General features: G+C 31.8%; 26 protein-coding genes. 1 reads left to right on the top strand and 25 read right to left on the bottom strand.

Going from position 1 to position 17,177, the window contains the following annotated elements:
- Positions 1–379: 379 nt before the first annotated feature.
- The 11 genes from K5I29_RS04195 to K5I29_RS04145 all read right to left on the bottom strand — a co-directional run bounded on the left by K5I29_RS04195 (position 380) and on the right by K5I29_RS04145 (position 9,492).
- The gene (locus tag K5I29_RS04195; protein WP_264434598.1) at positions 380–1,699 is read right to left on the bottom strand and encodes a hypothetical protein; all 1,320 of its coding nucleotides are present in this window, start codon (positions 1,697–1,699) and stop codon (positions 380–382) included.
- 2 nt (positions 1,700–1,701) lie between these two features.
- Positions 1,702–2,565 (bottom strand): hypothetical protein, encoded by an 864-nt coding sequence (locus K5I29_RS04190; RefSeq protein ID WP_264434597.1) that lies wholly within the window; start codon positions 2,563–2,565, stop codon positions 1,702–1,704.
- 135 nt (positions 2,566–2,700) lie between these two features.
- On the bottom strand, positions 2,701–3,714 hold the full coding sequence (locus K5I29_RS04185) for a phage portal protein (protein ID WP_264435160.1): 1,014 nt from the start codon (positions 3,712–3,714) through the stop codon (positions 2,701–2,703).
- Positions 3,715–3,869: 155 nt separating this feature from the next.
- The gene (locus K5I29_RS04180) at positions 3,870–4,118 is read right to left on the bottom strand and encodes a hypothetical protein (RefSeq protein WP_264434596.1); all 249 of its coding nucleotides are present in this window, start codon (positions 4,116–4,118) and stop codon (positions 3,870–3,872) included.
- An 81-nt stretch (positions 4,119–4,199) separates the two neighbouring features.
- Positions 4,200–5,714 carry a phage terminase large subunit gene (gene terL / locus K5I29_RS04175; protein WP_264434594.1) on the bottom strand — a complete coding sequence of 505 codons (1,515 nt, stop codon included), beginning with the start codon at positions 5,712–5,714 and terminating at the stop codon, positions 4,200–4,202.
- The gene (locus K5I29_RS04170; RefSeq protein ID WP_264434592.1) at positions 5,715–5,948 is read right to left on the bottom strand and encodes a hypothetical protein; all 234 of its coding nucleotides are present in this window, start codon (positions 5,946–5,948) and stop codon (positions 5,715–5,717) included.
- A gap of 280 nt (positions 5,949–6,228) precedes the next feature.
- Positions 6,229–6,549 carry a hypothetical protein gene (locus K5I29_RS04165; RefSeq protein ID WP_264434591.1) on the bottom strand — a complete coding sequence of 107 codons (321 nt, stop codon included), beginning with the start codon at positions 6,547–6,549 and terminating at the stop codon, positions 6,229–6,231.
- An 864-nt stretch (positions 6,550–7,413) separates the two neighbouring features.
- The gene (locus K5I29_RS04160; RefSeq protein WP_264434589.1) at positions 7,414–7,995 is read right to left on the bottom strand and encodes a terminase small subunit-like protein; all 582 of its coding nucleotides are present in this window, start codon (positions 7,993–7,995) and stop codon (positions 7,414–7,416) included.
- A 61-nt stretch (positions 7,996–8,056) separates the two neighbouring features.
- The gene (locus K5I29_RS04155; RefSeq protein ID WP_264434587.1) at positions 8,057–8,482 is read right to left on the bottom strand and encodes a hypothetical protein; all 426 of its coding nucleotides are present in this window, start codon (positions 8,480–8,482) and stop codon (positions 8,057–8,059) included.
- A gap of 54 nt (positions 8,483–8,536) precedes the next feature.
- On the bottom strand, positions 8,537–8,881 hold the full coding sequence (locus tag K5I29_RS04150) for a hypothetical protein (RefSeq protein ID WP_264434586.1): 345 nt from the start codon (positions 8,879–8,881) through the stop codon (positions 8,537–8,539).
- A gap of 230 nt (positions 8,882–9,111) precedes the next feature.
- Positions 9,112–9,492, bottom strand: a complete 381-nt coding sequence (locus K5I29_RS04145) for a hypothetical protein (protein ID WP_264434585.1) — start codon at positions 9,490–9,492, stop codon at positions 9,112–9,114.
- Between the two features lie 343 nt (positions 9,493–9,835).
- Here K5I29_RS04145 and K5I29_RS04140 point away from each other — a divergent pair, with 343 nt between their 5' ends.
- Complete coding sequence (locus tag K5I29_RS04140; protein WP_264434584.1) at positions 9,836–10,729, top strand: FkbM family methyltransferase; 894 nt, start codon at positions 9,836–9,838, stop codon at positions 10,727–10,729.
- A gap of 135 nt (positions 10,730–10,864) precedes the next feature.
- On the opposite strand, the gene K5I29_RS04135 is transcribed toward K5I29_RS04140, so the two are convergent.
- The 14 genes from K5I29_RS04135 to K5I29_RS04070 all read right to left on the bottom strand — a co-directional run bounded on the left by K5I29_RS04135 (position 10,865) and on the right by K5I29_RS04070 (position 17,175).
- Complete coding sequence (locus K5I29_RS04135) at positions 10,865–11,242, bottom strand: DUF3127 domain-containing protein (protein WP_264434583.1); 378 nt, start codon at positions 11,240–11,242, stop codon at positions 10,865–10,867.
- A gap of 45 nt (positions 11,243–11,287) precedes the next feature.
- Entirely contained in the window at positions 11,288–11,728 is a 441-nt protein-coding gene (locus K5I29_RS04130) for a hypothetical protein (protein ID WP_264434582.1), read from the bottom strand.
- Between the two features lie 28 nt (positions 11,729–11,756).
- Positions 11,757–11,927, bottom strand: a complete 171-nt coding sequence (locus K5I29_RS04125; RefSeq protein WP_264434581.1) for a hypothetical protein — start codon at positions 11,925–11,927, stop codon at positions 11,757–11,759.
- Positions 11,928–11,940: 13 nt separating this feature from the next.
- Complete coding sequence (locus K5I29_RS04120) at positions 11,941–12,129, bottom strand: hypothetical protein (RefSeq protein WP_264434580.1); 189 nt, start codon at positions 12,127–12,129, stop codon at positions 11,941–11,943.
- On the bottom strand, positions 12,119–12,364 hold the full coding sequence (locus K5I29_RS04115; RefSeq protein WP_264434579.1) for a hypothetical protein: 246 nt from the start codon (positions 12,362–12,364) through the stop codon (positions 12,119–12,121). The genes K5I29_RS04120 and K5I29_RS04115 overlap by 11 nt, the downstream gene beginning before the upstream one ends.
- Positions 12,365–12,621: 257 nt before the next feature.
- Positions 12,622–12,774: a hypothetical protein gene (locus K5I29_RS04110; protein WP_264434578.1), complete on the bottom strand. Its 153-nt coding sequence runs from the start codon at positions 12,772–12,774 to the stop codon at positions 12,622–12,624.
- 19 nt (positions 12,775–12,793) lie between these two features.
- Complete coding sequence (locus K5I29_RS04105; protein ID WP_264434577.1) at positions 12,794–13,087, bottom strand: hypothetical protein; 294 nt, start codon at positions 13,085–13,087, stop codon at positions 12,794–12,796.
- Positions 13,084–13,953, bottom strand: coding sequence for a hypothetical protein (locus K5I29_RS04100; protein WP_264434576.1), 870 nt, complete (start codon positions 13,951–13,953; stop codon positions 13,084–13,086). The genes K5I29_RS04105 and K5I29_RS04100 overlap by 4 nt, the downstream gene beginning before the upstream one ends.
- Before the next feature lie 3 nt (positions 13,954–13,956).
- On the bottom strand, positions 13,957–14,193 hold the full coding sequence (locus K5I29_RS04095) for a DUF7833 domain-containing protein (RefSeq protein WP_264434575.1): 237 nt from the start codon (positions 14,191–14,193) through the stop codon (positions 13,957–13,959).
- 10 nt (positions 14,194–14,203) lie between these two features.
- The gene (locus tag K5I29_RS04090; RefSeq protein WP_264434573.1) at positions 14,204–14,764 is read right to left on the bottom strand and encodes a DUF4373 domain-containing protein; all 561 of its coding nucleotides are present in this window, start codon (positions 14,762–14,764) and stop codon (positions 14,204–14,206) included.
- Positions 14,765–14,778: 14 nt separating this feature from the next.
- A complete protein-coding gene (locus K5I29_RS04085) occupies positions 14,779–15,057 on the bottom strand; it encodes a helix-turn-helix domain-containing protein (protein ID WP_264434572.1) in 279 nt (92 codons plus the stop codon).
- 2 nt (positions 15,058–15,059) lie between these two features.
- Positions 15,060–15,344, bottom strand: a complete 285-nt coding sequence (locus K5I29_RS04080; RefSeq protein WP_264434571.1) for a helix-turn-helix domain-containing protein — start codon at positions 15,342–15,344, stop codon at positions 15,060–15,062.
- A 20-nt stretch (positions 15,345–15,364) separates the two neighbouring features.
- Positions 15,365–16,216, bottom strand: a complete 852-nt coding sequence (locus tag K5I29_RS04075; protein WP_264434570.1) for a hypothetical protein — start codon at positions 16,214–16,216, stop codon at positions 15,365–15,367.
- 35 nt (positions 16,217–16,251) lie between these two features.
- Positions 16,252–17,175 carry a recombinase RecT gene (locus K5I29_RS04070; protein WP_264434569.1) on the bottom strand — a complete coding sequence of 308 codons (924 nt, stop codon included), beginning with the start codon at positions 17,173–17,175 and terminating at the stop codon, positions 16,252–16,254.
- Positions 17,176–17,177 lie beyond the last annotated feature (2 nt).

Raw genomic sequence — 17,177 nt, 5'->3', positions numbered from 1 at the left:
GTAAACATAATTTAATAAATAAGTTATTTAGCTTAATTTTTTAACTGCTTTGTTACGATCGTAAATATCATAAGCCAAAGGAGAGATAGTAACTACATCGCCTTTTCTCATGTGGCCGTAATCTTTAATAAATTCAACTTTTATTGTGTCGGTTAAAGAGATTTCTTCTGCCTTACCGCCGTTAGCAATATTCTTTTTTGATTGCTCCGCTTTGTCTTGTAAAACTTCCTTAACAGTTACATCTACTTTTGATGCATCTACTGCAATTTCTTTTTTTCAGCCATTTTTGTTTTGTATTAAAATGAATTTTGTTTTTGTTTTTTAAAAAAGCCTTACCTCATTAAGACAAGGCTTTTTTTTATTTATTCTTTTCGTTTAATTACTCTCCTGGAGTGATTAAAGTTTTAACGTTAGCAAACGTATCACGTACTAAGTGTGATTTAACTGCTTTAGGAACTAAGAACGCACAGAATTGCTCAATTACGTGGGTTCTAATATTTCTACCTAAGCCAGTTGTTGCAGAAGTTCCAGCATCAACTCTACCATCAGTTTCCATATAGATTAGCTCGGTATCAACACCACCTTTTACGATTGAGAAGTCACCAACAATAAATTCATCTGCTCCTAATGTTTCATCTAAAACAACTGGAAGATTAACTCCATTCCATCCAATACCGCCATCTACAATAGTAATAGAACCACCATTTGAAAGGTTGTAAGTTCCGTTAGCATTTTTAGACTGCTTCATATTACGGTAAGCGATAGGGCTTAGGATAATTCCATTAACAGAACCTCCAGCCATTTGAATAGAAGCAATTGCAGCTCCTAATGCTTCGTAATTATCTGGATTAGCATTAATATTAAATAATGGGTTTGGAGTAAATGCAGAAGCACCATTTCTAATAGCTGTTAAAGCAGCTTCAGGAATCTTGTTGGTTACTAACATTCCAAATGTTTCACGGAATTTGAACGCTAAGTTTTTAAAGAAACGTCTTAATTTAGTAGTTGTAAACCACATTGCAGCTACTGGCTCTGCATCTGCTTTTTGATCTTCAAACTCCAATTTAACTACAGGCTTTAATTTACACTCTGTAGTAATTTCAGCAGTACCAATAACAGTAGTATTAATTGCATAAATACTTGCTTCTGTTAATGGCTCAATGCTGATTAAATCCATGATTTTAGATTTGTTTGGCAAAATACCAAAGAAACCTAAAAATTTAGCCCACATACCATACATTCCTGATGTTACAACACCAGTAGTTCCATCTGCAGGAAAATCTGAACTTGAAACGGTGTTAACAGACATAACATCTGATGAAGCAACATCTTTAACAGTGATTTTTAACTGCTTGTTAGATTGTAAATCTTCGCCCTCGTTAGTGTGTTGTTTGTAAACATCTAAGAAAGATTTATCAATGCTTTCGTTTACATTTCCTTCTGGTCCTCTTTCCATAAGTTTGTTAATTTGCTTTCCTTGCGCTTCCAAGTCAGCTTTTAATTGGTTAATTTCTTTTTCTGCAGCTTCTTTTCCTGTTTTAGCTTCAGCTTCTAAATCTTTTTTGAACTGATCTAATGCAGTTTTGATTTTTTCATCTGATTGTTTTTGCTCAAATTCAGATTTGTCAGTAGCATACTGATCTAATTCTTCTGGAGTCATCTTTGCCAACTCCGACTGTGTTTTGTACTTAAATTCCATCTTTAAATAAGATTAGGATTGATAAATAATTTTGGTTCATCAGTTTGAGTGTCGTGAGACGGCTCATTTTTATTTGTATCAGAAGTGATTACCTCGGCTTCTTCGTTTTTAATTTCTTCAACACTAATTGTGTTTGTAGCAAAGTTTGAACCTCGTAAAACTGCAGATCCTTCTATTGCTTTAGCTTCTGTTACAGCCCAAAAGAACTTGTTTTGCAACGCATCTTCTTTGTTTGCTACATAAGGGAAGTATTTATCCCAATTATCTTTCTTTTCAGCGTAGTCCGCATCCGTTGAATTGATGCACATGTATAATTTCATGTATCGCATACCTACTGAATGATTGTTTACTTTGCCAGATTTGTATAGATTATAAAGCTTTTTATTTTCAGGAGAATCAATCCATACGCTGTCTAAATCTAAAACGGTTTCATAAACTAATGCTTCTGTAGTACCTTCGTAATCATAACCTAATTCTTTCCAAGTAAATTCTTCTGTATATGCTTTTACTTCATCAGATAAAATGCCTTCAAAATTGAATCGGTGCTGATTAACTAAATAATGCTTTTTAGCTTCTTTTAAATACTTTTTCCAAATACCAGGAATATGTACGTCAGAATGAGAATCAAGTAGTCCGGTTGTGTTGATTATAACCTTTACTTTTATTTTGTTTGAAACAGCATTGGTTTCTTGATTATCTCCTTCGGCTTTATTGGCATTGTCTTTATGCTCTACTGGCATCACAGCGAAAAACACATCACTTGTTTTGTTAGTTGACTTTAATTGGTCAATTAACATTGATTCGTTTTTTATTAACCAATCAAACTTTTGTGCATCGCTTTTAAATTCTGGGTACTTTACTATCATTTAGTTATTAGTTTGTCATCGTGTGACATTCTCTTTAGCTTTTCTTCAATACTTCTTTTCATTTGAAAATTATCGGTAGTTTCTGCTATTTTCTTTAATTCTTCGATATTATCTTTTGGGAGTTTTTTATTTAGTTTACTCATCGCTTAAAATCTTTTTATTGATTAATTCTTTTCGGAACTCGTCTTGTGTTATAATTCCCTTATCCAGCAAAACACTTAATTGATCTATAGTTGTTCCGTTTGTTTTTTGTATGCGTTCTTCAATTAATGACATTGCGTTTATGTGATTAAAACTCATTTGTATTTCTCCGCGCTCTGGGAACTCACTATTTAAAGAATTGATAAGATTTTCTACAAGTGGAATAATCTCGCTCTCCATTAATGAAATTTCTGCTAACTCTTTATTATCAAACTTTGCATTTTTACCGTATGGTGTTAATTCTGGAGGGAAAGTATAAGCATCACAAATAGCAAGAATATCATTCTCAACAATTTCATGGAATTTTACATTATTTAATTGCGCAGATAGATTTACAGCATCAAGGCCTTTAGAAGAAACAATAATTCGGTTTCTTAAACCACGTGAGGTTAATTTTTCCTCCATTGCTTCTTTTTGGGTTTTCTGATTACCTATTTTATCAGGAACTAATCCATCAAGCCCCTCATCCATGTTATTGCTGTTTGAATATGATTTTGGACTTACAATAGTAGTTCCAGCATTAGCAATTTGAATACCTTTTGCTATTTGTGCGTTTTTAGTGTTTTCTACTTGAGATTTTAAAGGCTTTAATCGAGATACACCAGCTTTATGTTCTGAATGCTGTCTAATATCATAGAAGTAAACCACTTGATCGTAAGTAACAGTTTCTGTTTTTCCGTTATACTCAAAGGTTAATGAGGTTTTACCCTCAGTAATGGTATCTGGGTTAATATTAATAAGCTCTAAGCTATCCCAAACTCCAAATGATTTATATTTTTTCCATACAACAGTATAACCACTTGAAAGCAAGTAAATACAGAACTCTTTTAAGAATTCTACTTTTGTTTGGTGTTCGTTTGGATTATTTATTTTATCAACTAATTGTTGCTGTTTATCATCTTCACTTGTGAATTTCACGTTAGATGCGCGTTTAGCAATTTGGTTGATGATTGTATTTACAATGAAGGAATCTTCTTGTACAGCAACATATTTTGTGCCGTCAGGATAGCAAACTTCTTTATCTCCGGAAATATCAAAAGCATCAAACTTTACAGACTCATCCTTGATAGAGAACTTGCCACGCTTAAAGAAATCGAATAAAGCTATGGTCTTGTTTTTGCTCTTTGTGAGCTACTGAATCTATAAGGAGTTAATAAGTCTTTGGCGTTTTCTTTTGTGTCAATTGCATTTATAACAATTTTATTGTCAACAATTTGAGTGAAGATATTGTTTTTACAATTCTTACACTTTCTTGATGTTGCCATTTCTCCAATAACATTAAATTTATCTAAGTGCCTACCGCAGTTAGGGCATTTAATCTCAACACTTAATGATATTTTATCTGCTACCATATTTTTATAATTGCTTTAATACAAATAACTTAACAAATATAACATTTATTTTGTTATTTAGAATAATTCTAAATAGCATTTTTAATCATTTCTTATAAATAACTGCCTAAAGTTGGTATAAATGTATCTTATTCCTTCTGTTAAAGCATCTTCTGCATCGTCATGGCCATCTTCTGCCTTTCCTGTTTTTGGGAAAGCTTCTAAATGTTTTACTGCCGCCTGGTACTCTGGGCTTGGGTTGTTCTCTACAAAATGTAAAAACTCAATAAAAGACGAATGCGCATTAATTCTCGCTTCTTTATTACCGGTGTTAGAATATCCAGAAACGTTAGCCCCTTGACTACGCAATACCGAAACAAACACGCTGCCTTGATTGTTTACTTCTATTTTGTTAATCATAGAATCGTTTAACTCGATTTTCTGTTTTAAAAGCGGAATGGTAATGTTAGAACCTGCTTGCGTATATATGGCATCAAATACATATATTTTCCCCTGGTTAATCTCAAAAAACCATGTACATAAATAATCTGCTCCGGTGTCTGCAACGTCAGTAAAGCTTAATCGAATAATATCATTTCTATTATCAGGTAATGCAGGCACTTTTTTTAATTTACCATACATTAATCCTTCTGCTGAAACTTCTAATTGATTGTATTGTATTTCATACGCCATTTCAGACATTGGCTTAGAATCATCACTCAAGCCCTTTTTCTCCTTTTCTAAAACAGAAAGGCTTAATCTGTTAGGATCGAGCAACCCATCAACATAGTACTGGTTTAATTCTTTTGGCAGTACGTTGTTGTGTTTATTTTCAGCTGGCAAACAAATGTAATTTACATCATCGCCAAAAACTTTAAGCGCGTGTTTAACTGTATCATTTGTTGATAATCGCTGCATGAATAAAATATAAGGCGTTCTGCGTTTGTCCTTTTTACGCGACTGCATTGCTTTAAAACCTTCAATACATCTTTTAGCTTCTGTTGGGCTTTGTGCTGTGTTGTAGTCCATTTGGTCATCATCCTTTAATAAGTCAGCGTGTTTACCTGTTTTCTGATTACTGTTTGTTGTAGATGAATAACGAATGCCGCGCTTGGTGGTTTCAAAAAATGTTTTGGCAGATACGTCTTTACGAATAGCAACATTTGTAAAGTACATTTTGTATTTATTTGATTCTACAATATCTTTAGAATCCTTACTAAATCCGTTACTATTTGAATCTGAAATGGTGTTGTTTATTTCTGTTTTTCCCGGATCATTTGCCCAAAGCCACCCAGTTGATACACGACTAATAACGGTACTTTTCCCTGTTCCGGGAGAAATGCTACAAACAAGGTTCTTCTTTATGTTTCTACCAAAGCCTGGGTACCATTTATCAAGTGGTAAACGTGGTGTTTCAAATCCTAAAACGTATTTATCTACTACCAATTGGTATTCGTCACAAAGGTATTCCATGTGCCAATTGTGCTCGTATTCGTTGGAATAGATAACGTTCCAAAACTCTTTCATAAATTCAAATAAAGATGCGCGAAGTTGGTCGGCTCTTTGCTGAATTAAAAGCATTTCTAACTCAGCGTATTCTTGCTCAGTTAGTGCCATTTATTTAGAAGGTTTTAGTACTTGAAGCTGGGTATTGGCTCCAACTTCAATAATTTTTTTGTCTCTTGCTTTGGCTGCATCACGGCTGTTATCGAAGTAACCGCAATTATATATAATGCCTTTGTGTTTTAATATGGCGTTCCACTGGTTGTTATGACTGTCCCATTTAACGCCTTTGTATTCGGAATCTCGTAAGTGAGTTCCTGAAGAAGATTTTATTTGTTTATTTATCAATTATTATTGTTGGACTTCGTTGTCCTTCAATGATTTATGTATTATTCTTTTTTTGCTATTTAATATTTTAACAAAACTATTTTGTTTATAGTATCTTTATATGAACCAATATAAAATTATAATTATGCTGTACACCGAATGTATTAAACCAGGTCCCAAACCTAAAAAAGAAGATGGGACCCCTGACAAAAGAAGAAGAGTCAATCCAGAAACAAGACCAAAGCATCCTGGTTTAAAACCTCACAAACATAAGCCTGGAGACTAGCAAAGCTAGACCAATTTAATTAGTTTTAAATTGGTCTAGTTTTTTCATTTCATTGAGAGCATCAACAACCTCGAAAAAAATTCTATTTCTAGTCTCAAGTACTTTATCAATGTCTTTTATTTCGCGCTCAGAATAAAAAGGAAGTAAATAATGACCTGGAAACGTAGATTTCTTAGCTGTACACATACGAGCACTGAATGGTCTTATGCTTCTGACGTTAACTTCTGAAAGAATAAAATTATTCACTGAATCTGATATTTTTTTTGCCTTTTTTATACTAGGTTCACTTAAATATTTTTTTGCAAATATTTCAGAGAAAAAAAAAGAGCATCTCATTGTTTGGAAAATGAAGTGTCATAAAACCATATTCGAAAGAGAAATAAACATCATTTAAAATAAAGTTTTTATATAAATAGTTTTCACCGTCTTTAATTACAACTTTACTTTCAATGTACTCTTTATCTAGAAAATACATATCAATAAATTCTTTCCATATCATTCTTATCATTTCGAATTTTCTTGCCCTTATCTCTTTTTTTCATTTCCCAAAATTTATTAGTTACGGGATTAAATTACAAAAAATTCACATTGATACAGGTTTCATTTCCCCTTTTTATTTAAAGCGTTAATAATTATGTAAACCAAAAGTGCAGCAGCAGCGGTAACAAATAGCCACATGCCATTATCGGAATTCCATTTCCATTTTGCAAAAACTCCGACTGCAAAAATTAGTACTAAAGCTATGTAATAGATTGTTTTCATTTTGATTAACCACTTACAAATTCAAGTGGGAAGTTTAATTAAAAATTCAATTGGAAAAAGCACCAGAACTTAATCTGATGCTTTCTGTGGGTTTAATAACTAATTCTAAACAACAAACAAAATAATTATGAAAGACGGAAAACGAAACAATTGCAAGTACTGGAACCCACGCCAGGAACAATCGAAAAGATCTTTAATTTTTAGTTACTGAAACATTACTGTTAGATATCAAAATATTTGAGGTCACTATCTCAGCAGCATCAAGCATGTAATAGCCTATCTTCTCAGCACAGGTACAAACCTTACCATCAATGTAAACTCTTTTATTTTTTATTTCGATATTCATTTTAACAGCACATTATGCCGATAAATGTAGTAAAAAAAAACAATAAAGCATTGTTTTAAGTAAAAAATGCGGCTAATTAGATTGGCCGCATTTTATTTTCCCATTTTAACAAGCAGTTCCTGTATTCGTTTTTCCCTTTCTTCCGGAGTTTCTATAAGCACCTCTGACTTCGAGTCAATTGTGTGAGAAATTTTATCACCGTATTTTTTAGGATTAAGCTTTCCGATCATCCACTTTCGCGCGTCAAACCTTAATCTACTTCTTTGGATATTTTCAGGGTTAAGCTTTTCAACTACAACACCATCGCCAAGGTCAGTTTTGACAAAATCGTTCGATGTATCATCAACTATATCTAAAGCCTCATCAAGTAAGAACTCTGCCCTTAATTCACAGGCGCGCGCGTATTGCTTAGCTAAATCTTCATCATTCGCTAACCATTCACAAAAGGTAACATTACTAGGTAAGATATTTCTGTCTGCATTTGTTAGTATAGCACGTGTACTCTTCCCATTTTCAGCAATCTCATGAAGTATAATTTCAATAGCTTTAGCTTTTTTATCTACGGTCCATTGTACTGGCTTGCCTATCTTTCTTGTAGCAGCTTTTTCCACTTTAGGTTTTGCCTTAGTAGTAGTTTTCTTTGCCGGTATTTTCTTTGTAGTTTCTTTTGCCATAATGATATTGCTTATTAATTATCATTTAGACAAATATACATAAAAATCGGCATATTATGCATTAATTAGAATTAAGATGCTCTCTAAAATCCCTATTTAATTCATACGTCAAAAAGTAATAAAAGAAAGTTGCTTTAACTGATTTTGTTAGACCTCTACCACCAGAAAGTAAAAGCGACAATGTAGATTTATCAAAGGCTAATTGTTTGATTAGATCATTTCTTTTGATGCCAAATTCTTCCATTTTAGCATTAATCCATTCTACGGTAATACTATCTACATTTAAAGAAAATACAATTGTTTTAATTATTCCTTCAGGAAAAATATCTCTTGCCCTTTGGTGTAATTCTTTTTGATTAAGAATATACCCATTAATCAATCTTTTTTGTTCAATAACGATTGTTCCATTTTCTGATATAGTAATTTCAATGCCTGCTTTTTTATAGTTGGCAATTGATTGCTTTTGCTCTTTTGTTAACTGTTTCATAATACCTAATATTTATTAATAATAAATAAGCAAGGGCGGGAGGTTTTACCCTCCCTATTTAATTTTTATTTCTTTTAAGTTTGTAATATCAAATATTGCTATTTGTTCGTTTTGCTTTGCAAATTCTATTGCTTTTTTTAAGTCTGAATTTTTAAAGATTTTTATTGAATCAAAGTAATATTGATTGTTTTCATCATTTAACCACCCACCCACTATTTTGTTATGTTTTAGAGCGTGGTTTATAACTTGTTCAAGTGATTGTTTACCGAAGCTGTTTTGTGTTTCTAAGTAAGCAACTGAAATTCCGAATTTTATTGGTTTCATTGTTTCTAAATCTAATGTAAAACCGTATGGGTTGTTTTGTGAGTAATCCCAAACTCGTCTGATTAACTTTTCCATTTTATAACTGTTTTAATGTTAACACTATTTCAAAGAACCCTTGCTTTATTTTGATATTCAAATATACAAAATAGTTTGCGATACACAAACTTTTTAGGTGAATATTTTTAAATAAAATTAAACTTTAACATTTTAAAAAATAGCATAAAAACAAAAAGCCAATTACTTAAAATTGGCTTTTTTGATACAACTTAATGTTCATTAAATCGTAAATATTATGAAATGTCATTTTAATAAATTGGTGGTTTTGGTTTTTCTATTGGTTGGTAGTGGGTGACGTTATAGAATTTTTGCCATGAATAAGGATGACTTAAATAAAAATATTCTTCTATAATTATTCCATTTTTTCTATAAGTTAAATATTTACCGTTTTCTTTAGGCAAATCCGCTTCACTTTCTATTTTAACCCAACCGTTATTAGTTTCAATTCCTTGTAGTGATTTTGGTCTAGCAAATGCACCCGTTTTAGAGTACACTAAGTCAAATTTACCATATCTGTATTTTTCTAAATCTTTGTTTAATATCTGCTCTGCTGTCCAGCCGTTTTCTTTTACTCCGTGTTCTGGCATTAAACACCCCCAAGCCTCTTTTATTTTGTCTTCTTTTGTCATAATTGCATTAATTTTTAAAATTGTAATCATATACCTAAATATTATCCATTTTTTTAACGGGATATAACTTAGTTTTTTAAAATAACACTCAATCACATATCAGATAACTCAGAAACTATTTTTTAATTTCTAATAAACGCAAAATTTGTTTATTCTGAGTTTATTTATCGTTTTATATATTTTGTTCACTTAGCTATATGATATCTATGTGTGTTAAATACGCAATCTTATATTACTCAATTTAACTAATACATAAGCTTGATTATAGATTTTTTTTAACATTTTATTAGATATATGTTAAAATTGAGTACTTTTGATTTCTATGATTAGAACAATATAAAGTATGAAAAAACCAATATTATACATTTACAAAAAACTACCATTTAAGAAAAGTATTTGTTTTTTGTTAAATTTCCTTTTTAATTTTAATAAACGTATCTATAGAAACCTATATTTTGAAGGTGTGTTTAAAGTTCAGGTTGAGCCTAACAAAAGTTTTTTATTGAGAAACTTTAATGACTCATATATTGAAAAATGTATTTTTTGGACTGGCATTTATGGAGAATGGGAAAAAAACTCTTTGAAGATTTGGTCTGAATTTGCTAGGAGTTCTAATTATATTATTGACATTGGTGCTAATACAGGTGTATATTCGCTTCTGGCAAAATGTATCAATGAAAAGGCAAATGTATATGCCTTTGAACCTGTTGATAGAATTAATTTAAAATTGTCTGATAATATAAAAAGGAATAATTATAATATTGTTGCTTCAAATAATGCTATCTCTAATAAGAACGGAATAGCTACATTTTATGATTTTGACAGTATTCATAGTACTACCGCTAGTTTAATTCAGCCCAAAAAAGCTAAATCTAATCATAAAATTATAGAAAGCGCTGTGCCTACAATAAGGTTAGATACATTTGTTAAGAACAATAATATCCCAAAAGTTGATTTAATAAAAATTGATGTTGAAACTTTTGAAGTTCAGGTTTTTGAAGGAGCTATGGAAACTATTGAGCAGAATATGCCAACTATTCTTGTTGAAATATTAAACGAAGAAATTGCTAAAGGCATAGAGGCTTTGGTTAATAAGCTTGGATATGTTTTTTATAATATTGATGAAAAAAATGGTGTTTCCAAAGTCACAACCCTTTCTAAAAGCTCTTCTTATAACTTTTTACTATGCACTGTTGAGAATTCTAAAATTGTTGAAAAAATATTTTCTGCAACATAATATTATTTCGATTGCGGTTTGAAAGGAGAAAATGTAATATTTTTTCTTTTTATTACTATACAGCTTAAAATAACTCACTCCAATTCAAAGGTTTTAACTAAGAGCTGAAGTGAGTTGTTAATTTTGTTTAATCGATTAAAAGGGTAAGTCATCACTAGTGTCCCCATTCAAATCCATTGCTGCTTGCTCATGGACTGTTTGCTGTGGTCTAGCTTGATAATTATCAACTGCTGATTGGTTATTCAGCTTTTCAACTCTCCAGCCAACAATTGTATTAAAATACTTTGTTTCGCCTTGTGGATTGGCCCATTCACGACCTCGTAAATTAATACCAACCTTAACTGCTGTTCCTAAAATTAAACCATCTAAAAGGCTGCATTTGTCTTGATGAAATTCAATTAAAATTGATTGCGGGTATTGTTCTTCCGTGGTAACAACTAATTCACGTTTATTGAATGATTGTGTCACTGCTATTGTTTGTCCGATGTGTCGGATATTGCCTGATATTTCCATAATTAAGCTGTTTTTATAAATTTTTTTTTAAAGCTGATCCATTTTTTACAATCCGTGGATCAGCATATAAGCATCTCGTTGTTCTTGATTACTTCGTTTTTTATATCCAGTTATTTGTGAAAAAAAGGCAGCATTTACCTTAGACTTTGTTGGCCTTATTTGCCTAAAGTCTATTTGCAGGTACTCGCACATTTCACAGATTTTCTTGGCAGTTTCAAAATTGGCGCCTGTTCTCTCTCCTATTTTAGAGTTCATAGATGCAGAACCATTTACTTTTTTATGCCAGTTGGATTTGTTTAAGAAGCCACATTCGATTACAACTATTAGTTTTTTGTTGATAATCTCAGCTTCTTGTTTTTGAAGTTTCAGGAACTCGAAAAGCTCAAAGAAGGTTTTGTTAAACAACTCGAACTCTTTACCATTTTTTAAGGCTACTCCTGATTTAGTTACATCAGGATCAATGCCTATGAAGGTTGTTTTTGACAAACATTTTATTTTGCCCTTAGTAGGCTAACTATTGTTTTATTTTTTTAATAGTTTTTTCGATTTCAATTTCAAGACTGCAAAAAGGTTTTAATCTTATTTGGGCTTCTTCAATGCTTTTGCTTGACTTAGAAACTTTGTTTGAAATTTCTTTTAGTTGGGTTTTTAAACCAACAAGGTCATTGACAATTTCACTATTCATTTTTAGTTTTTGGTTATTGGTTAGATTTTTGTTTTGCTCTAAAATATTGGTCTAATATTTTATGAATTCTTGATTCTGGAAGTTTGTGTTTTTTAGCCAAGGCAGGCACTGTGTTTTCTTCAAGCGTTAAAAATGAGTCTATTACTTTATCATACAAAGCTTGATGTTGTTTTTTACTCAATCTGCTTGTTTTACAATTCATAATACCCTTCTTTAATTGCCTTATCTTTATTTTCTGGGATAACAAGTTTAGTGGTTCTTATTGCTGAATTTCGCATCCATACATAACCTTTGCTAATCTTTTTTCTTTCTTCAATTTCTTTAGCTTTGGCAAGGTTAGAAAGTGCGTTTAATCGCTCAATGTATTTTTCTTGTATTGTACCAATAGAACCGCCATCAGTACGTTTGTTTTCAAGTGGCTTTTTTTCTCTTGACATGGTTATTTATTTGATTTTAACTTACTACAAGTGGGAAGTTTTAGTTTTTACAAAGTTTTTTAAAGCACTCCCACCCAACTATTGCCGTAACAATTAATTTTAAAAATAAAAGTGGGTGCTTCGGAGTTTGGTAGTCGATTACAATAAATGTAAGCGTACAAACAAAAAATACACTAGCGTAAATAACCGCTGTTTGTCTCAAGTATTTTTTAAAATTTTTCATTTTTTTATGGTTTTTTGTAGTTAATTAGATTCAATTATTTTCTGGTTTTATTAAAGATTTTAACAAGCTCTTTCTGTGTCATCTCGTCACCTCGATAGGCAAAAACACCATGACTTTTTAAGTCGCAATTAAGTATTAACCACTCTGTAAACTCAATCGCGTATTTTTCTATTTCTGCGTTTTTCATTTCGTTTAACCGATTGCTACTATCGGGAAGTTTTAGTGTTTTCAATTCCTTCATATTCCTGCTCATACAAGTCTAGTGTATTACGCATTTTTTGTAAATCTTGATTGAATTGCCCTTTTTTACGACATCTTACCAAGCGTTTGAAAATGTCAAATTCCCATTCGTTTAGCCCCAATATTTCATGACTTATTTTAAACAGAGAGCCTTTGTCATTGATATAATGTTTTTCAGGATTAAAAACTTTTTCAGGAGCATCAACTACCATAGTTACTGCATAATTCGACTCCTTAATTTGTTCTAAAATTTCACTCATTTTCTAAATGATTTGCCCTTGAATTCAAGGATGTTAAACATTTCAAATATCCTGTCTAAAACATGGCCCCCATATTTAGCACCAAATTCTAAAACTGCATGTTCTAAATTGTTTGGAAAAGCATCGTCATAGTTACATATCGCAAAGGTTTTTGCCTTGTTATCGTAGCGTTTCTCAATGATCTCTTTCATCAAATTTGTTTTACCAAAATTCGATGCGATTTTTTCTTTTTTGATGTCATCGTAACAATGTCTAAACCCTGAGTATTTTTTGTAAAAATTCGCTCTTGATTCATTGTTATCAATGCACTCAAAATCAGTAACAACATCATGCACATTGTGATAAGAAAATCTTACGCTTTGCCATTGTGGAAGTGTCTGCCAATTCTCATTATAGGCTTGTAAATACATATTATTAATTGCGCCAGACAATGCTCTTAACATAGAAGATTTACCATTGCCATAATTACCGATGATTAGCAAGCCTTTGTCAAAACTTGGAGTTAATTTGCCTTTATCAAAACTCGTTACCAAATTCAGTGAATCAAAAAAAGTTTCATCACGCAAAAAGTACTTCATAACGCTAGAAACATTTATAACAGAATCATGCGTTTTTTGGAAATTAACTTTGTTTTGTTCAAAGTACTCTTTCAAAAAGGCTTTCCATAGCGTTTCTTTGTTTAGAATTTTGCCATTTGGGCGACTTTTAACTTCTTTTAGAGTAAATACTTGTTTGGGTTTGTTTTCTTGCTCAAAACGGCTTATTTCTGTTTTTTCATCTTCGGTTAAATTATTAAACCGCTTTAAAAACTCATATCGCTTTCTCGAGACAGGTTTTTGAATGATGTCTTTTATGCTTTCTGCCATAGCTTATCTGTTCATTGAAAAAGTTGTTGTAGGCCTTGTTGCGTTTTTCACTTTGTTTTGGATTTCTTTTCTTGACCAGTTGTTAAAATGGCTCACAAACTCTTTTTTGGAAGAGTGAACTTTTTGCTGAACAGCTAAAAACAAAACAAATTGATCTAGAAGAGAATCAACTTCTGGAAGCTTGATTTGGTAAATCATGCAAACTTGTTCTTTCCAATGCAAATCTGTTTTAGTATCCAAAGCGAAATCTTCATTTCTTTTTTTTGGCGCAACTTTTTTTTCTTTTTTCAGGTTCTGTTTTTTTAATAGAAGATTTTGAATTTGAAATTTTTGAAAAGTCGTCGTCGGTATTATCTACTACGTCAGTAGTAGATTCTTTTATTTCCTTTACTTTACTTTCCTTTACTTTACTTTCCTTTATAGTATTACGATTGTTTTGAGGTCGTAATACGTTCGTATCTGTTTTTGTTTTTTCCCAACGCTTAGCTATTGATTCTCTTGCCTTCCTAGATTTTTCATTACGTTCATCAAGTCTTCTTTGCACGCTTAAAGAGCCAAAATAATCGCCGTCGATAATGAATAAATCAAAATCATTAATAATTGATTGTATTACGTTTTTATCAACTCGTAAATCGAACGCAATAAGGTCGTAATTCAATGGTAATACGTTCGTATTATTATACAAATCCTCAATGAGCATCCAGTAAACACCATAGCCCAATGCGCCATGTTTAAGTATTAAATTTCGTATTTTTATATCGCTTCTTGCGTTATAATCATGGCTAAAATAAAATGTATTATCCTTGCTCATATCTAACCTCCAAACTACCTTAAAACAGGCTTCAACGCCTTTTCTATATCAGACTTCTTGAAGTACACTTTATGCTGAATTTTTAAAGGCTGCATCTTACCATTCTTGGACCAACGATCAAGTGTTGCCAAACTCACTTTTAAAAGTTCTGCCGTTTCTTCTCGTGTCAGCAATTCATCTTCTTTTTGTGGTTCCGGATTTTTTAAATACTGCTCCAGTTCGATTTTTACAGCATCCTGAACAACTTGTTTAAGCTGCTCAGGAGTTACTTGTATGATCTGTATTTGATTCATAATTAATTAGTGTTGATTGGTAAGTAATATTCTTTAAACCGGCCTTTAATTTCTCTACTTTCAACAGGAATATTAAAGTTGTCTTTCAAATCTTTAACTCTACGTCTTAAATCCCCTATTCCGTAATGAATTAATGCATATGCAGTAGTTAATCTTTCTCCTCGTAAAAGGGCATCGTAGACGATCTTGCATTGGTTTGAAAACTTGGGTTGATTCGCATCAAAATGCTTTTGATTTTCAATAGTATTCTCGTTATGCTTTAGCTTAGTAAAATCGATATTTTTCATGTTTTTTGGTTGTAAAAATGTTAATTAATAGATTTTTGCAGTTCATTCATGTACTCTCTGCATTTTGTAATTTGAACTTTCATAAGCTCAACATCAGCTTCGTTGTAGTCAATCTCAAATATTTTAATTCTATACTTAGAATCAACCTCTTTAAAATCTGTAAACCATTCAATACGGATGTTTGGTGATTGGTTGCAGTATTCATCTAAACCTTTTTTAGTGTAGATTAAGTTAGATACCGTTTCAACAACCAATTCAATACGATCTTCATTGATATTTCCGTCACCATCAAACAATTCAAACTTCCAATCCAAACGTCTTAATTCATCATCAATATTCTTGAATGGCGTATCAACTAAGCAGTAAGCTATTTCCGCTTTCTTTAGCCCAGTAAGCCACATGTAACCTTGCATTTGCCAATAGTAAGTTTTGTTTTTTAGGTCAATGTCATGAAAAGGAAAAGTTGAAAAATCCCAACTTGATTTTATATCCCGGATAATCCCTTGCTTGTTGTCTGGTTCTCCGGTTATAAAATCATTATTAAAACGTTCTTTGTTTTTTTGAAGAAATTTGTTTTGGCTTAATGTATAAAGCGTTAAAGACTGCTCTTCTACATTAATACCTTTTTCGCAGTTTTTGTTTGTGATGTGTTTAGATCGTGCAAACAAAGTTTCTACGTGAAGTTCTTGCAGATAATTCTTAACTCCGATAGTCAAATCCCTTGGGTTTGATTTTTTGTTTAGTAAATCGCCCAATGTGATTATCTGCTTTTCAGTCAATTTACCTGATTGGTGCTTTTCAGAAAGCCGTTGTAGTTCAGCTTCTTGGTTTGAGGTAAGTGGTGGGTTAATCCCCACCATTATCCTACCCAAACTTGAGCACCTGAATAAGTAGTTATTGAAATTCATTATTCAGCAGTTGCTTGGTTAAACAATAATTGATTTTCTTTTTCAGTGATATCTGACTCAATTTGAACAAATAAATCTTGTGAAATACTTTCTTTAAAGCTTTTTAAATCTTCAGCTGTATTTATATTATTCATAAATTCTAAAGCTCTTGAAACTTCTTCGTTTACCTGAATATCAACCGTTTCATTATCTACATATTTGTAGTTTCCATCATCCTCAATAACAGCCTGATCGGATTCAACGGCCTTATTTAGCTCAATACTCATGATACCCCACTTTGAGATAAGTTGCTTAACTAATGTTTTCTTTGCCATTTCGTCAAACTGGTCTGCATCATTCCATGGAGAATGCATCAACTTACCTTGAGAAGTTTTTTTGCCGTAGGTTTGAGAATATTTTGAAGCGTGTTTTTTCACTTTATCTTTACTCCAATAGATTGTTTTCTCAAATCCAGTTATTAACTTAAAATAAGCCACATAACCAATTACCTCTCCAGCCCCATCAATATCGAAATCTGCATCCAATTCTTCGGTTAAAGCATTCCATTTCTTGTATTGATTCTCGTAAACTTCAATTACATTTATTGATTTATACTGACCGGTTCTAATAGCTAATTGTATATAGCCCTTCCATCCCATTTGGAATTGAGCTTCTCCTTTAAAAGGAATAATCCAAGCAAATCCCAAGTTTTGATTTATAGGTAAGTCTAAAGCAGCAGCCATTACTGCAGAGTTTAATATTGTTGTTGGATTTGCGTTTGCAAGTAGCTTGTTATTATTTGTTATCTGAATAACACTCGAAATAAATCCTTGTGCTTTTTTACCTAATAATTCTTCGAATCTCTTTTTAGTTGATTCCGCGTTGAATAAACCTTTCACTGTGATAGGTTTATTTTGTTGTTGTGTAGTTACTTGATTAGTCATAA

The sequence above is a fragment of the Flavobacterium agricola genome (assembly GCF_025919725.1).
Classification (GTDB): Bacteria; Bacteroidota; Bacteroidia; order Flavobacteriales; family Flavobacteriaceae; genus Flavobacterium; species Flavobacterium agricola.
Note: the sequence above shows the minus strand (reverse complement) of the source record. Positions and strands in the feature narration are given on the sequence as shown.

Excerpts from the sequence above, each read along its gene's own strand:
- K5I29_RS04195 (WP_264434598.1), bottom strand. The coding sequence starts at position 1,699 with ATGGAATTTAAGTACAAAACACAGTCGGAGTTGGCAAAGATGACTCCA.
- K5I29_RS04190 (WP_264434597.1), bottom strand. The coding sequence starts at position 2,565 with ATGATAGTAAAGTACCCAGAATTTAAAAGCGATGCACAAAAGTTTGAT.
- K5I29_RS04180 (WP_264434596.1), bottom strand. The coding sequence starts at position 4,118 with ATGGTAGCAGATAAAATATCATTAAGTGTTGAGATTAAATGCCCTAAC.
- terL (WP_264434594.1), bottom strand. The coding sequence starts at position 5,714 with ATGGCACTAACTGAGCAAGAATACGCTGAGTTAGAAATGCTTTTAATT.
- K5I29_RS04165 (WP_264434591.1), bottom strand. The coding sequence starts at position 6,549 with ATGAGATGCTCTTTTTTTTTCTCTGAAATATTTGCAAAAAAATATTTA.
- K5I29_RS04160 (WP_264434589.1), bottom strand. The coding sequence starts at position 7,995 with ATGGCAAAAGAAACTACAAAGAAAATACCGGCAAAGAAAACTACTACT.
- K5I29_RS04155 (WP_264434587.1), bottom strand. The coding sequence starts at position 8,482 with ATGAAACAGTTAACAAAAGAGCAAAAGCAATCAATTGCCAACTATAAA.
- K5I29_RS04150 (WP_264434586.1), bottom strand. The coding sequence starts at position 8,881 with ATGGAAAAGTTAATCAGACGAGTTTGGGATTACTCACAAAACAACCCA.
- K5I29_RS04145 (WP_264434585.1), bottom strand. The coding sequence starts at position 9,492 with ATGACAAAAGAAGACAAAATAAAAGAGGCTTGGGGGTGTTTAATGCCA.
- K5I29_RS04140 (WP_264434584.1), top strand. The coding sequence starts at position 9,836 with ATGAAAAAACCAATATTATACATTTACAAAAAACTACCATTTAAGAAA.
- K5I29_RS04135 (WP_264434583.1), bottom strand. The coding sequence starts at position 11,242 with ATGGAAATATCAGGCAATATCCGACACATCGGACAAACAATAGCAGTG.
- K5I29_RS04125 (WP_264434581.1), bottom strand. The coding sequence starts at position 11,927 with ATGAATAGTGAAATTGTCAATGACCTTGTTGGTTTAAAAACCCAACTA.
- K5I29_RS04120 (WP_264434580.1), bottom strand. The coding sequence starts at position 12,129 with ATGAATTGTAAAACAAGCAGATTGAGTAAAAAACAACATCAAGCTTTG.
- K5I29_RS04115 (WP_264434579.1), bottom strand. The coding sequence starts at position 12,364 with ATGTCAAGAGAAAAAAAGCCACTTGAAAACAAACGTACTGATGGCGGT.
- K5I29_RS04110 (WP_264434578.1), bottom strand. The coding sequence starts at position 12,774 with ATGAAAAACGCAGAAATAGAAAAATACGCGATTGAGTTTACAGAGTGG.
- K5I29_RS04105 (WP_264434577.1), bottom strand. The coding sequence starts at position 13,087 with ATGAGTGAAATTTTAGAACAAATTAAGGAGTCGAATTATGCAGTAACT.
- K5I29_RS04100 (WP_264434576.1), bottom strand. The coding sequence starts at position 13,953 with ATGGCAGAAAGCATAAAAGACATCATTCAAAAACCTGTCTCGAGAAAG.
- K5I29_RS04090 (WP_264434573.1), bottom strand. The coding sequence starts at position 14,764 with ATGAGCAAGGATAATACATTTTATTTTAGCCATGATTATAACGCAAGA.
- K5I29_RS04085 (WP_264434572.1), bottom strand. The coding sequence starts at position 15,057 with ATGAATCAAATACAGATCATACAAGTAACTCCTGAGCAGCTTAAACAA.
- K5I29_RS04080 (WP_264434571.1), bottom strand. The coding sequence starts at position 15,344 with ATGAAAAATATCGATTTTACTAAGCTAAAGCATAACGAGAATACTATT.
- K5I29_RS04070 (WP_264434569.1), bottom strand. The coding sequence starts at position 17,175 with ATGACTAATCAAGTAACTACACAACAACAAAATAAACCTATCACAGTG.